The organism is Sphingomonas sp. UNC305MFCol5.2 (assembly GCF_000712135.1).
Classification (GTDB): Bacteria; Pseudomonadota; Alphaproteobacteria; order Sphingomonadales; family Sphingomonadaceae; genus Sphingomonas.
Map to the genome: position 1 here is coordinate 845,121 of NZ_JOOE01000003.1, position 12,380 is coordinate 857,500.

At 66.5% G+C, this 12,380-nt stretch carries 15 protein-coding genes (1 of these 15 only partly in view); 12 read left to right on the top strand and 3 right to left on the bottom strand.

The window, feature by feature from the left end:
- Window positions 1–121 precede the first annotated feature (121 nt).
- The 4 genes from BR78_RS0115925 (at window position 122) to BR78_RS20615 (ending at window position 3,325) form a co-directional block, all read left to right on the top strand.
- Window positions 122–517: a hypothetical protein gene (locus BR78_RS0115925; protein ID WP_231478277.1), complete on the top strand. Its 396-nt coding sequence runs from the start codon at window positions 122–124 to the stop codon at window positions 515–517.
- A gap of 78 nt (window positions 518–595) precedes the next feature.
- Window positions 596–1,258: a response regulator transcription factor gene (locus tag BR78_RS0115930; RefSeq protein ID WP_029727465.1), complete on the top strand. Its 663-nt coding sequence runs from the start codon at window positions 596–598 to the stop codon at window positions 1,256–1,258.
- Between the two features lie 82 nt (window positions 1,259–1,340).
- Window positions 1,341–1,706: a response regulator transcription factor gene (locus BR78_RS0115935; RefSeq protein ID WP_025587329.1), complete on the top strand. Its 366-nt coding sequence runs from the start codon at window positions 1,341–1,343 to the stop codon at window positions 1,704–1,706.
- Window positions 1,700–3,325: a sensor histidine kinase gene (locus BR78_RS20615; RefSeq protein WP_049811790.1), complete on the top strand. Its 1,626-nt coding sequence runs from the start codon at window positions 1,700–1,702 to the stop codon at window positions 3,323–3,325. Before BR78_RS0115935 ends, BR78_RS20615 begins: the two co-directional genes overlap by 7 nt.
- 40 nt (window positions 3,326–3,365) lie before the next feature.
- Here the strand turns inward: BR78_RS20615 and BR78_RS0115945 are convergent, their stop codons facing one another.
- A complete protein-coding gene (locus tag BR78_RS0115945) occupies window positions 3,366–4,187 on the bottom strand; it encodes an alpha/beta fold hydrolase (RefSeq protein WP_025587327.1) in 822 nt (273 codons plus the stop codon).
- Window positions 4,188–4,540: 353 nt separating this feature from the next.
- Here BR78_RS0115945 and BR78_RS0115950 point away from each other — a divergent pair, with 353 nt between their 5' ends.
- From BR78_RS0115950 to BR78_RS0115985, 8 genes are all read left to right on the top strand, one after another.
- Window positions 4,541–5,293, top strand: a complete 753-nt coding sequence (locus BR78_RS0115950) for an SDR family oxidoreductase (protein ID WP_025587325.1) — start codon at window positions 4,541–4,543, stop codon at window positions 5,291–5,293.
- A gap of 21 nt (window positions 5,294–5,314) precedes the next feature.
- Window positions 5,315–6,076 (top strand): SDR family oxidoreductase, encoded by a 762-nt coding sequence (locus tag BR78_RS0115955; RefSeq protein WP_025587324.1) that lies wholly within the window; start codon window positions 5,315–5,317, stop codon window positions 6,074–6,076.
- Complete coding sequence (locus tag BR78_RS0115960; RefSeq protein WP_231478278.1) at window positions 6,073–6,522, top strand: hypothetical protein; 450 nt, start codon at window positions 6,073–6,075, stop codon at window positions 6,520–6,522. Before BR78_RS0115955 ends, BR78_RS0115960 begins: the two co-directional genes overlap by 4 nt.
- A 22-nt stretch (window positions 6,523–6,544) precedes the next feature.
- On the top strand, window positions 6,545–7,009 hold the full coding sequence (locus BR78_RS0115965; RefSeq protein WP_025587320.1) for a carboxymuconolactone decarboxylase family protein: 465 nt from the start codon (window positions 6,545–6,547) through the stop codon (window positions 7,007–7,009).
- Between the two features lie 168 nt (window positions 7,010–7,177).
- Window positions 7,178–7,807, top strand: coding sequence for a sensor histidine kinase (locus tag BR78_RS0115970; RefSeq protein WP_197021389.1), 630 nt, complete (start codon window positions 7,178–7,180; stop codon window positions 7,805–7,807).
- Complete coding sequence (locus tag BR78_RS0115975; RefSeq protein WP_025587316.1) at window positions 7,804–8,433, top strand: glutathione binding-like protein; 630 nt, start codon at window positions 7,804–7,806, stop codon at window positions 8,431–8,433. Before BR78_RS0115970 ends, BR78_RS0115975 begins: the two co-directional genes overlap by 4 nt.
- Complete coding sequence (locus BR78_RS0115980; protein WP_029728529.1) at window positions 8,430–9,203, top strand: SDR family oxidoreductase; 774 nt, start codon at window positions 8,430–8,432, stop codon at window positions 9,201–9,203. The genes BR78_RS0115975 and BR78_RS0115980 overlap by 4 nt, the downstream gene beginning before the upstream one ends.
- 21 nt (window positions 9,204–9,224) lie before the next feature.
- Window positions 9,225–10,004 (top strand): alpha/beta fold hydrolase, encoded by a 780-nt coding sequence (locus BR78_RS0115985; RefSeq protein WP_029937050.1) that lies wholly within the window; start codon window positions 9,225–9,227, stop codon window positions 10,002–10,004.
- A 771-nt stretch (window positions 10,005–10,775) separates the two neighbouring features.
- Here the strand turns inward: BR78_RS0115985 and BR78_RS0115990 are convergent.
- Both BR78_RS0115990 and BR78_RS22015 read right to left on the bottom strand, forming a co-directional pair.
- Window positions 10,776–12,116 carry a type II toxin-antitoxin system HipA family toxin gene (locus tag BR78_RS0115990; RefSeq protein WP_025587717.1) on the bottom strand — a complete coding sequence of 447 codons (1,341 nt, stop codon included), beginning with the start codon at window positions 12,114–12,116 and terminating at the stop codon, window positions 10,776–10,778.
- Window positions 12,113–12,380, bottom strand: partial view of a helix-turn-helix transcriptional regulator gene (locus BR78_RS22015; RefSeq protein WP_081855813.1) — the 3' end only. The gene runs 527 nt beyond the window's last position; only the last 268 of its 795 coding nucleotides appear in the window; its start codon lies beyond the right edge, outside the window; its stop codon occupies window positions 12,113–12,115. The genes BR78_RS0115990 and BR78_RS22015 overlap by 4 nt, the downstream gene beginning before the upstream one ends.

The following is a 12,380-nucleotide window of genomic DNA, read 5'->3' on the forward strand; positions in this document are numbered from 1 at the left end:
CCTAAACCGAAGCAACCCGGCCTTCGCCGGCAGGCGCCGACGATGCTACCCCCGAATGGGGGAGTGGAAAATCCCCGGAGCGAAGGCTGGCCGGGGTGCGCGTAAGGGCTATCGCCTGACGGTGCCCAAATTGATCCTACGCTATCCTGACGGCCTTTTCGGCGTCGCGCTGTTGCTCCTGCGGCTGTCCTATGCCGTGATCGCGTTTCCGGCGCTCGCGCGCCTTTGGCCCGCGCCGTCGATCACGGTGCCGATCGGGCTAGGTGCGGCAGCGATCGCGCTGGCGCTGGCGTCAGGCTTCGGCGCGAGGGCAGCGGCGCTGCTGCTCGCCGCCGTGCTGGCGATCGGAATCGGCAGCGCGCGAGAAGATCTTGCATGGTTCCTGGTCAGCTGCACGGGCGGCGCCGTGGCGCTGGTGCTGCTCGGCCCCGGCGCCTGGTCGATCGACGCGCACCTCTACGGCCGTCGCGTGATCCGGCTCGAGCCGCGGTCCCCGGAACGGGGAGGTCCGGGCTAACCGGGTTCGGGATTATGCCCGATCGCCCGTCATGAGAAGTTTGCCCGTCTCCAGCCACACCAGCCCGGAGGTCGCATGATGAACGAGAGACTGCAGAAGGACGAGCCGACCGCGCCGGATCGGCCGCTGGTGGTGATCGTTGACGACGATGCCGCCGTCCGCACTTCGATCGAGGAGTTGATGCTCTCGGTGGGGATCGATGCGGCAGGCTTCGGTTCGACGCGCGAGCTGCTCGAGGCGAAATTGCCCGAGCGGCCGGGTTGCATGGTGCTCGACGTGCGCATGCCGGGTTCGAGCGGGCTCGATCTGCAGCAGCATCTCGCCTCGGCGGGCAATGCCAAGCCGATCATCTTCCTGACCGGGCATGGCGATATCCCGATGAGCGTGCAGGCGATGAAGGCCGGCGCGATCGACTTTCTCACCAAGCCGGTGCGCGACCAGTCGTTGCTCGACGCGGTGACGCTCGGCATCGAGCGCGACCTCGCCCAGCGCGTTGGCGCACAGATCACGAAGCTCCACGCCGATCGCTACGGCACGCTCTCCCCGCGCGAGCGCCAGGTGCTTCGCCAGGTGGTCCAAGGTCGCCTCAACAAGCAGATCGCCTTCGACCTCGGCATCAGCGAAGTCACGGTGAAGCTTCATCGTAGCAGCGTGATGCGCAAGATGGCGGCCAATACGGTCGGTGAGCTGATCCGCGCCTGGGACCTGCTGCCCGAATCCCTCAGGCACGAGGGGACCTAGACCATGGTATGGTACCAACGCGCTGTAAATTCAGCGATATCCGGAGGCGGGCGCGGCTTGCGCGTCGAGAGGGACCCTCCGCTTGTCCAGACCATCGGTGATCGCGATCGTGGATGACGACGAGGCCGTGCGCGACGCGCTGTTCGACCTGCTCCAGGTGGAGGGGTTCCGTGCGCGCACCTTCGAGGGAGCGGCGTCCTTTCTCGATATGTGTGGCGATTTCGACTGCGTGATCACCGATGTCCGCATGCCCGAGACCGACGGGATCGAGCTCCAGCGCCGGCTGCGTGCCGGCGGTTCGGCGATGCCGGTGATCTACGTGACTTCGTGCAATGAGGAAGTGCTGCGCACCCGCGCGCTCCAGGGCGGCGCGGCCGGCTGGTTCACCAAGCCCGTCGACGACGAAGCGCTGCTCGGTGCCCTCAAAGCGGTGCTTCCGCGATGTTGACCGGCCCGGCCCTGGCGCAGGACCTGGCCGAGGCTGCTTGCTGGCAAGTCGATCTGTCGCACGTCCGCGCCCTGATCGACACGGTCGCCGCCGGGGGCGAATGGGCCGATTGGGTCGCCGCGCTGCTGCACGGCGCGCGCATCGTCGATGCCAATACGCGCAGCCTCGAGCTGGTCGGCGCCCCGGCGGCGCGCGAGATCATTCTTGGGCAGCCGGTCGCCAATTTCTGCCCCCAGGAAAGCTGGAACGCACTCGCCGGGCTGATCGTCGCGGTCGCCAGAGATCCGGCGCACGCGGCCCGCACACAGGCGGTCAATTCCTTCATGCTGCGCGACGCTACGCTCACTGTATGGTGCGCGCCGGGCGCGGCCGACACGATCTGGGTGCAGGTAGACGGCGAGATAGCGGATGACCGCTCCTTCTGGGCGGTACGTGCCAGCGAGCAACGTTATCGTCGGCTGATCCACCATCTGCCCGGTGCGCTGCTCCAGGTCGATGCGCGGCCAATGGGCGCCGTCTTCTACCAGCTGCGGGCGGAGGGCGTGACGGACATCGTCGCACAGCTCGACGCACATCCCGGACTGGTCGAGCAGGCCTGCGCGATCGTGCGCGTGACCGATGCGAATGGCGGCGCTGCCCGGCTGATGGGAGCGGGTGGGGTGACGGATCTGATCGGTCCGGTCGCTTTCGTCTTCGCCCGGGCGCCGGAGACCGCACGCAACGTCACCATCGCCCATTTCGAGGGGCGACGCAGCCATGTCGAACGGATCAAGCTCGAGACGTTCGACGGCCGTCTGCTCGACGTCGAGCTGACCGTGACCTTTCCTACGCCGCCAGAGCGGCTGGACGTGACCTTGCTCACGCTCGAGGACGTGACCGACAAGCTCCGCACCGAAGCGCAGCTGCGCCAGCTCCAGGAGGAGCACGCCCGCGCCGCGCGCATCTCCACCCTTGGCGAACTCGCCAGCTCGATCGCGCACGAGGTCAATCAGCCGCTCGCCGCAATCGCGATGAATGCCGAGACGAGCCTCCGCTGGCTGCAGCGCGATGAACCCAATCTCGCCAAGGTAGAGCAACTCACCCGGCGCATCGCCGACAGCGCCCGCCATGCCAGCGAGATCGTCCAGCGCATCCGCGGCATGGCTTCGCGTCACGTGCCGGAGTTGGCGCCACTCGACCTCAACGCCGTGGTCGAGGAGGCGCTGATGTTCGTCTGCCACGACGTCGAGACGCGGGCGATCCTGCTCTCGGTGCGGCTCGATATCGGCCTGCCGCGTGTGCTGGGCGACCGCGTCCAGCTCCAGCAGGTCGTGGTCAATCTGCTGGTCAACAGCCTCCAGGCGCTGGCAGGCGTCGCGAAGGGCCGGATCGAGATTGCCACCGGTCCGGACGGCGCCGGCGGCGTGCGTTTCTCGATCCGCGACACGGGGCCCGGCATCGCTGCCGAGAACATCGACCGCGTGTTCGAGGGCTTCTTCACCACGAAGGCGGAGGGAATGGGCATCGGCCTGGCGGTCTGCCACTCGATCATCGCCGCGCATGGCGGGGCGATCGCGGCGGCAAACCATGAACAGGGCGGTGCCTGCTTCCATTTCGCGTTGCCTTCGATCCCCGGTTGAACGTCCGACGGTGCCGGAGATACCGCCGGACGCCCGCACCTCAGCTACGCAGGAACGCGAGCAGATCGGCGTTGAATCGGTCCGCATGCGTGGCGGTCAGGCCGTGGGGAAGGCCAGGATAGAAGATCGTCTGCGCGCCCGATACCAGCCTGGCTGACTTGTAGGCCGAGTCGGCGATCGGCACGATCTGGTCGTCTTCGCCGTGTACGATCAGCGTGGGGACGTCGAACTTCTTCAGATCGTCGGTGAAATCGGTCTCGCTGAACGCCTTGATGCAGTCATGCGCGTTCTTCAGGCCGGCCTGCATGCTGATCAGCCAGAATTCGCCGAGCAGGCTCTGCGGTACATCCGCGCCCTCGCGATTGGCGCCGTAGAAGGGAATCGCGAAATCCTTGTAGAATTGCGATCGGTTCTTGAGGATGTCGCGGCGCAGACCGTCGAACACCGCAATCGGCAGTCCCTCGGGATTGGCTTCGCTCTGCACCATCACCGGCGGCACCGCGCCGAGCAGCACCGCCTTCTTGACCCGCTTTGTGCCATGGCGGCCGATATAGCGCGCGACTTCGCCGCCGCCGGTCGAATGGCCGACCATGACGATGTCCTGCAGATCGAGCGCGCTGAACAGCTCGGCCAGGTCGTCGGCATAGCCGTCCATGTCGTTGCGGCCACTGGTCTGGGCCGACTTACCATGGCCGCGGCGATCATGTGCGATGCAGCGATACCCCTGCTCGGCGAGGAACTGCATCTGGATGCTCCAGGCATCCGAGCTGAGCGGCCAGCCGTGCGAGAAGGTGACGACCGGGCCCTTGCCCCAGTCCTTATAGTATATCTCGTGTCCGTCGCCGGTGGTGAAGATCGGCACCGCGGGTCTCCTTGAACAAGCGCCGCGCGGCCCGCTGCGGGCCGCCTCATGGCGCGGAGGAGCTAGGCGCGAAGCCATCCGCGTCGCGACCGCACCTGAGACGCGATCCGCCCCGCCACCAGGTGAGGGGAAGTTCGCCGATGGTTTGCCCGACCAAGGCCCTGGCGACGGATTCGCGCCCTGTGGACAGGATCGACCCCATATCCGTCGGCCTGACCTGCACCTGGGCATAGGGTCGCCTGCCTAAAAGCGAGCCTGGTGCATCCCAGCGTACGATGGAGGCGGCACGGCCAATCCGCGATCTTCCTTCCATGCCGCGGCGCCATGCCGGTGCAGGTTGGAGGAGAGCGATCATGCGTATCGTCGTGGTGGGAGGAACCGGTCTGGTCGGAGCCAGGGTCGTCCGCCAACTCAAAGCGGCTGACCATGAAGTCGTGGTCGCCGCGCGCTCGACCGGTATCGACATCGTCACCGGGGCGGGTCTCGATCTGGCGCTGGAGGGTGCCCAGGTCGTCGTCGATGTCTCCAGCCCGGGCTATGCCGATCCCGCGGATATGCTGCGCTTCTTCGAAGCCGCCGGTGCCACTCTGCTCGCCGCCGAACAGACAGCAGGCATCGCGCACCACATCACTTTCTCGGCGATCGGCGCCGAGCGGATCGGCGGCGGCTATTATCGCGGCAAGCACGTGCAGGAAGCGCTGGTCGCGGCTTCGGGCATTCCCTTCACCATCGTCCGTTCGGCCCCGCTCTTCGAATATATCGATGCCATCCTTGATGCCGGCCGGAGCGGGGAGGCGGTCCGCGTGCCCCCGCTCAGTGTCCAGCCCATCGCCACGGACGACGCTGCGCGAGTGCTGGGGCGGGTGGCACTTCGCGATCCCGCCAACGCGATCGTCGAGGTGTCGGGACCGAACATCTATGCGTTGCCGGATCTCGCGCAGCAGATCCTGACGGCCGCCGAGGATTACCGTCCCGTGCTGGTCGATGTCGCCGCGCCCTTCTTCGGCGCGCGGCCGGGAGTCAATGCGCTGGTCACGGGTGCAGCGGTGCGCTCGGACGACACCGGTTTCGAACATTGGCTCCAGCGCGCACTCGCGCCGGCCTGACCCTCAACGAAAGGAAGAGACATGAAGATCGTAGTGATCGGCGGTACCGGCCTGATCGGCTCGAAGACCGTCGCCCTGCTCGCCAGGGACGGACACGAGGTGTTCGCTGCCGCACCCAATACCGGCGTGAACACGTTGACCGGCGCGGGGCTCGATCGCGCGTTGGAAGGCGCCGAGGTCGTGATCGACGTTTCCAACTCGCCGACGCTCGACGGCCCGGCGGCGCTCGATTTCTTCGAAAAGGCGGGGCGCAATATCGCTGCGGCCGAGAAAAAGGCGGGGGTGCATCACCACATCGCTCTTTCCGTCGTGGGCACCGATCGGCTCCAGGCCAGCGGCTATTTCCGGGCCAAGCTGGCTCAGGAACAGGGGATCGCGGCCTCGGGCATCCCGTTCACGCTGATCCACGCCACCCAGTTCTTCGAGTTCCTGCGCGGCATCGCCAATTCGGCTGCCGAGGGCGACACGGTTCGACTCCCGCCGGCGCGCTTCCAACCGATGGCGGCGCAGGATGTCGCGGTCGCGGTTGCCCGGGCCGCGCGCGCTGAGCCGGTGAACGGCATGATCGAAGTGGCGGGCCCGCAGGCCTGGCGCATCGACGAACTGGTCGCGCGGGTGCTCGCGTTCGACAAGGACCCGCGCCGCGTGGTCGCCGATCCGGCGGCCCCCTATTTTGGTGTCACGATCGACGATGCTTCGTTGATGCCCGGGCCGGACGCCCGGCTCGGCACCACCGGCTTCGACTGGTGGCTCGCCAACGTGCCCGCGCCGGTGGCGAAATGAACGTCCCTCCGATCGGCGCCGTGCGCGATACGCCGATGCTCCAACCGGCCGTGATTTTCTTAGCGATGCTGCTGGGCATCGGGGGGATCGCGAACGGCCTCTACATGCTGATCTCTCCGGTTGGCTGGTATTTCGCCGTGCCGGGGGTGACCACCACCGGCCCGTTCAACCAGCACTTCATCCGCGACATCGGCATCATCTTCCTGTTCCTCGGCGCGGCGTTCCTGATCGGCACGTTCCGGCGCGAGGGGCGGTTGGTGCTGTGGGGCGGGGCGACGCTCTGGCTCGCCTGCCATGCGCTTTTCCACCTGTGGGAAGTCGCGGCGGGCATCTGCGGCCCCTCGGCACTGGTGCGCGATTTTCCTGCCGTCTCGCTGCCTGCGCTGATCGGCGCCGGCCTCACCCTGTTCGCGCTGCGCGACCGTCGCGCCGCCCGCAACCTCTGATCCCCCAAGCAAGGAGACTGAAATGACCCCCCGTATGAACATCTTCCAGATCGCCCCCGAAGGCACCAAGGCGATGATCGGCGTCGAGACTGCGATCGCCGGCTCCGGCGTCGAGCACAGCCTGCTCCAGCTGGTGAAGATCCGCGCCTCGCAGATCAACGGCTGCGCGTTCTGCATCGACATGCACGTGAAGGACGCGATCAAGAACGGCGAGAGCCACCAGCGCATCCACCTGCTCGACGGCTGGCGCGATTCCCCGGCCTTCACCGATCGCGAGCGCGCCGCGCTCAACTGGACCGAAGTGGTCACCCGCATCGGCAAGACCCATGCGCCGGATGCTGATTATGCAATGCTCCAGGCCCAGTTCAACGAGGTCGAGATCGCCTGGCTGACGCTGTCGATCGGCGCGATCAACCTGTGGAACCGGGTGCAGATCAGCCTGCGCGCCATCCATCCCGTCGAGACGCCGACGGCGGCCGCCGCCTGACCGGCGGGCCGCGGGGCGACCCACTCGGCGCCCTGCGGCCCCCCTTGGAGAAGGACGAACGTGATGCTCTGTCAGCCTGTACCGCGCGCATCCGAAATCCTGCCGCCCATCGAAGAGGGGCAGGGCAATCACGCGTTCGCGGTCGCCGCCGCAGGCGTGCTCCATGATTTGGGTAACCTGATCCAGATCGCGAGCTCCGCACTCAACATCGTCGCCCGCACGCCGGAGATGCCGGAGAGTCGCCGTGATCCGATCTTGCATCGCGCCCGGACCTCGCTCGATCATGCCGGCACGATCGTCAGGCAGTCCGTCATGCGCGCCCGGGACACCGCTGCGCTGCCCCCGCGCTGCGATATCGCCAACTGCCTGGCGGACATCGCAACGCTGATCGTCGCCCGCGAAGATGCGGGGCTGACCCTCGACATCGCGATCGAGCCGGGGCTGCCCGATATCGCCTGCGACTCCATCGAGTTGCGCCGCGCAATCCTCAACCTCGTTCTCAATGCGCGCGATGCGATGGGCGGAAAGGGGAGCGTGCGCATCGACGCGCACGCCGTCGCCGGCTCGGTCGATCTCCGCGTCGGTGATCGCGGGTCCGGTATGCCACCTGCAGTGCTCGCGCACGCCTTCGATCCATTCTTCACCACCAAGCGCGACGGCTTGGGCGGCATCGGCTTGCCCATGGTCGAACGCTTCGTGCGCGGTGCCGGCGGCAGCATCTCGATCGAGAGCGAGCCCGGCGTCGGGACCGTCGTCACCCTGCGCTTGCCCGCCCTTCCTCAGGAGACCAGATCATGAAGCTCTATTACGCCCCCGGCGCTTGCAGCCTGTCCGGCCGGATCTCGCTGCACGAGGCCGGCCTCGCCGCCGAGTTCGAGCGGGTCGACATCAAGACCAAGACCACCGAGCACGGTTATGACTATGTCGCGATCAACCCCAAAGGCTACGTTCCTTTGCTGGTGCTCGATGACGGAAATGCGGTGAGCGAGAACACCGCGATCCTCGAGTTCATCGCAGGACTGGATTCGGGTCTGGCGCCGGGTGGCCCGCTCGGCCGCACCCGGCTGATCGAGATGCTCTCCTGGCTATCGACCGAGTTGCACGTCGCGTTCAAGCCGTTCTGGCATTCCGAGGACGTGGGCGAACGCGCCGCCGCCAGCGAAGCGGTCGCCCTGCGGCTGGCGCTGATCGAGGAGCATATCAACGAGCTCTATCTGTTCGGCCCGCGCTTTACGGTGGCCGACGCCTATCTCTTCGTCATGCTGCGCTGGGCGCAGGCGTTCGAGGTGCCGATATCGCCCTCGATGCTCGGCTATTTCGAGCGCGTCGCCGAGCGCCCCACCGTCCGGCAGGCGCTGATGGAGGAAGGGCTGTTCGTGCCGCTTCCCTCGATCGACGCGTCTTCGATCGAGGCGCTGACATGAAGATCGCGGTGATCGGGAGCCGCGGCCGGATCGGCGAGCGGCTCGTGCGCAACCTGCGGCAGGAGGACCTGCCCGTCGTCGAGGCCTCGCGCCGCACCGGCGTCGACAGCTTCACCGGCGCCGGGCTGGCCGAAGCGCTGGCGGGGGCGGAAGTGGTGATCGATGTCACCAACGTCTCGCCCGACGACGGCGACGCAGCGCTGCGCTTTTTCGAGGCCTCCGGCCGGAACCTGCTCGAGGTGGGGCGTCGCGCCGGGGTGCGCCATCATGTCGTCCTGTCGATCGTGGGTACCGACGGCCTGCTCGCGAGCGGCTATTTCCGCGGCAAGAAGCTGCAGGAGGAGATGGTCGCCGGCTCGGGCATTCCGTTCACGATCCTGCGTTCCACTCAGTTCTTCGAGTTCGTCCGCGACGTGGTGCAGGCCGGCACGGCGCGCGACATCCGCATCGCGCCCGCGCTCGTCCAGCCGATCGCGGGCGAGGATCTGGCCGATATGTTGGCCGATGCGGCGTTGAGCGATCCCTTCAATGGCGTGGTGGAGGTCGCCGGGCCGGAGCAGCTACGGCTAGATCAGGTGGCGGCCGAGATCGCCACCGCCTTCGAGGATACCCGCCGGATCGTGGCGGATATCAATGCGCCCTATTTCGGCGCCGCGCTTGGCGAGCGCTCGCTGCTGCCCGGTCCCGAAGCACGCATCGCCGCGCTCAGGTTCGACGATTGGCTGCGTGACAGCCTCCAGCCGCCCCGACTCTCGATGCCCGTCAACTAGAGCCCCCAAAGGAGACCCTTCATGCGCTTTTCCAGCCTGCTGCTTTCCGCAGCCTTGCTCCTCTCAGGTTCCGCTTTGGCTCAGACCCAAGCCACGTCCCCCAAGCCGGTAATCGTGCTCGTGCACGGCGCCTTCGCCGAAAGCTCGAGCTGGGATTCGGTCATCGCCCGGCTCGAGAAGGACGGCTATACTGTCATCGCCGCCGCCAATCCGTTACGCGGGGTTGCGAGTGACGCCGCCGCTGTCTCAGGTATCGTCAAGTCGATTAAGGGATCCGTCGTGCTGGTCGGCCATTCCTATGGCGGCCCGGTGATCACCGAGGCGGCCGACGGCAATGCCAATGTGAAGGCGCTGGTCTATGTGGCCGGCTTCGCGCCCGAGACCGGAGAGTCGAGCCTCACGCTTTCCTCGAAATTCCCGGGAAGTACGTTGGGCGACAGCCTGAAGACGATCGCGCTCCCCGGTGGCGACGAGGATCTCTACATCCGACCCGAGAAGTTCCACGCCCAGTTCGCCGCCGACGTTCCCGAAGCGCGGGCAGCGGCGATGGCGGCCACGCAGCGCCCTGTAACTCTGTCCGCGCTCGGCGAACCCTCACGCGTCGCCAGCTGGAAGGCGTTGCCGTCCTACATGATCTACGGCACAGCCGACCGGAATATTCCGGCTTCGGTGATGAAATTCATGGCGGAGCGCGCGCATGCACGGAAGGTCGTCGTCGTCGAAGGCGCCTCGCATGCGGTGATGGTCTCCCATCCAGGCGAGGTCACCGCGCTTATCGAGATCGCTGCCTCGGGCAAATGACCGGTCACAGCGCACTAGCCTTCAGTAGCGATATGATGCGGCTAGCCGCCTCCGCACTGAGGGCTAAGTGCGGATACTGCGCGGCCTAGGCCGGAGTGTCACCGGACAAAGGAAGTCTGCTGGCGCACCTCGACATGACTAGCCAACCAACCGCTCGTATGATGGCGGGATCGAACGATGGAGTTCCGACGATGGCCGACAGCTCCAACGCCGCCGCGAGCCAAGATCGTCGTAAGTTTCTCGGAATGGCCGCACTCACAGGCATGACAGCCAGGTCGTATCCGCGGCGCGGTCGGCGGCTGCACCCTTCAATCAATCTTCGGCGCCCGCTCCCTGGCGCGCGCTTGAGCATGTCAACGCAGGCGATCTGCGAGTGAGCTACGCCCCCACATTTGGGGCCACCGTTGGGGCCATTGGTGGCTCCAAAATTCGATGGCAACCAGCGTTGGATCGCCGAACTCCGCACCGCCGACGCGCTCGAGAGACATTGCCGGCAAGGGATGGCGGTTGGACAGCGAGTCCCATCGATCGCGCACGCAGCGGCTCGTGTGAGCGGCGCGTGCTCGGCTGATGCGGCCGATCTCTCGAGAGTGGTTTGCCGCTTAGACCCAAGATTCCCTCGCTCTGCACGGCAGAAGGAAGAATCCGCCGTTCCGGTGCGGGCGACCGTGCACGACCGAGGACAAATCGAGGGGTGAATTGACCCCGCACGGCGTCATCAAGTGCGTCTCAATGTCGATGCGATCCGGCCTTGGCCGATCAGGACGAAGGCTAGCTGCCGGCGCGCCAGCCGCCATCGCCCACCGCTTCGAAATAGTCCCGCTCCGCAATCTTCAGCGGTAGGTCGAGCAGTTCGACGAGCCGGGTAAGTTCGCGCCCGATGAGATCGTCGAAGAATCGCTGTCCGATCTTGCGCAGCAACGGCGCCTGTTGCTCGACCACGGCAAGCATTTCGCGCACGGGCCCGTCAATGAAGCGCCGTGTGCGTGCTCCCTCAAGCCCGAATTCGGCGAGAAACGCCTCCATCTGCGCGCGTGTCATTTCGTCGAAATGGGACGCGCCGCCGAGATTATAAGCGAACTCATGCGTGTAACGGCCGTGCAGGCGGATCGGCAGGAGGTCGTAGAGTGGCGCCAACAGCCGCTCGCCGCGCAGCCCATAGAGAATCGCGAAATTCTTGGCGTGGTTGTCGGTGTTGCCGATCGCCAGGTTGAAGAGCGTAGCGAGCACGAAAGTCTCGCGTGCGCGCGCCGGACTCGAAAGACGGTCGAGAACCGAACGCGCAGCTGCGGTATCGAACTTGCGGCCCTCGATTCCCTTCCGCTCATATTTGAGGCTCGCCGGCAGCCCCAGAGCCTGCGCGAAATCCTCCTGATGGAGCCGGTAGACCGTGCCGTCGATCACGAACCGATCGAACCGTTCGATCAGCAGCGCGTCCACGCCCTCAACCTTGATATGCCGCGAGTTGGACACATCAAACCCGCATGCCTGCGCCAGATTGCATGCCGCCTCTTCCTGCAGCGCCTCTACTGCTTCGGCGCGGCGCGGAACCTTGAGGATATGCGTCGTCGGCACCTTTCGGTCGGACGCGGGCAGCGCAAAGCGCCCATCGGGCAGAATCGTGAGCGGCAGCTTGCTCTGGACGCCGGCGACCGGCGACGGATCGACGATATCCTCGGGCAGCGACTGGCGATCGGCCAGGCGCTGGACGATCAACGCCAGCTCCTCCGCGTCCAGCGGCCGGTAATCCTCCGCCAGGTCACCCGGAACCTTGATCGGCGGGGCTTCGAGGGGAAGGCAGGAGATCGCACCCGGACAATCGCCCCCGACATGCGCGAGAATGTCGACGATATCGGCACGATCCAGCCCCTCGCGCTCGATCACGCGCCGGATCTGGTCGTTCTCGGGCAGGAGATTGTCGAAAAAGGCGCGGGTCAGCGGATCGCCGACCGGTTCGATGCCGGCAGGCAGGGACAGCGAGATGCTTTGCCCGGTGGCGGCAAAGTCCTCGGAATATCGGAATGTGAGCGCCTTGGTTTCGAGCGCGTCGAGCCGGCCGATCGGGGTGGGGTGGCCATCGAACCAGACATCGAGCGACAGGCGGACGCTCATGCGACCAAGACAATCTTGATCCCGGCCGCCTTGCAGACGGCGAGCACGCGGCCGATCTCGAGGCTTGGCTTGCCCTGCTCGAGCTCAATCAGGAAGCGCCGCCCGACACCCGCCATGTCGGCGAAGCGCTGCTGAGTCATGCCCATTGCGAGCCGGGCCTCGCGCACCCTTTTGCCGATGTCGGCCACCGAGGCGACCGGTACGGCGCCCTGCACCGTCTTGGCGGAAGGCGTCGGTGCCGCAGGCGCCGCCACGCGCCGTCCG

Bases quoted from the DNA above. Each gene is read 5' to 3' on its own strand.
- BR78_RS0115955 (WP_025587324.1), top strand. From the start codon at position 5,315: ATGAAGATCGTAGTGATCGGCGGTACCGGCCTGATCGGCTCGAAGACC.
- BR78_RS0115980 (WP_029728529.1), top strand. From the start codon at position 8,430: ATGAAGATCGCGGTGATCGGGAGCCGCGGCCGGATCGGCGAGCGGCTC.
- BR78_RS0115985 (WP_029937050.1), top strand. From the start codon at position 9,225: ATGCGCTTTTCCAGCCTGCTGCTTTCCGCAGCCTTGCTCCTCTCAGGT.
- BR78_RS20615 (WP_049811790.1), top strand. From the start codon at position 1,700: ATGTTGACCGGCCCGGCCCTGGCGCAGGACCTGGCCGAGGCTGCTTGC.
- BR78_RS0115975 (WP_025587316.1), top strand. From the start codon at position 7,804: ATGAAGCTCTATTACGCCCCCGGCGCTTGCAGCCTGTCCGGCCGGATC.
- BR78_RS0115960 (WP_231478278.1), top strand. From the start codon at position 6,073: ATGAACGTCCCTCCGATCGGCGCCGTGCGCGATACGCCGATGCTCCAA.
- BR78_RS0115965 (WP_025587320.1), top strand. From the start codon at position 6,545: ATGACCCCCCGTATGAACATCTTCCAGATCGCCCCCGAAGGCACCAAG.
- BR78_RS0115930 (WP_029727465.1), top strand. From the start codon at position 596: ATGAACGAGAGACTGCAGAAGGACGAGCCGACCGCGCCGGATCGGCCG.
- BR78_RS0115990 (WP_025587717.1), bottom strand. From the start codon at position 12,116: ATGAGCGTCCGCCTGTCGCTCGATGTCTGGTTCGATGGCCACCCCACC.
- BR78_RS0115950 (WP_025587325.1), top strand. From the start codon at position 4,541: ATGCGTATCGTCGTGGTGGGAGGAACCGGTCTGGTCGGAGCCAGGGTC.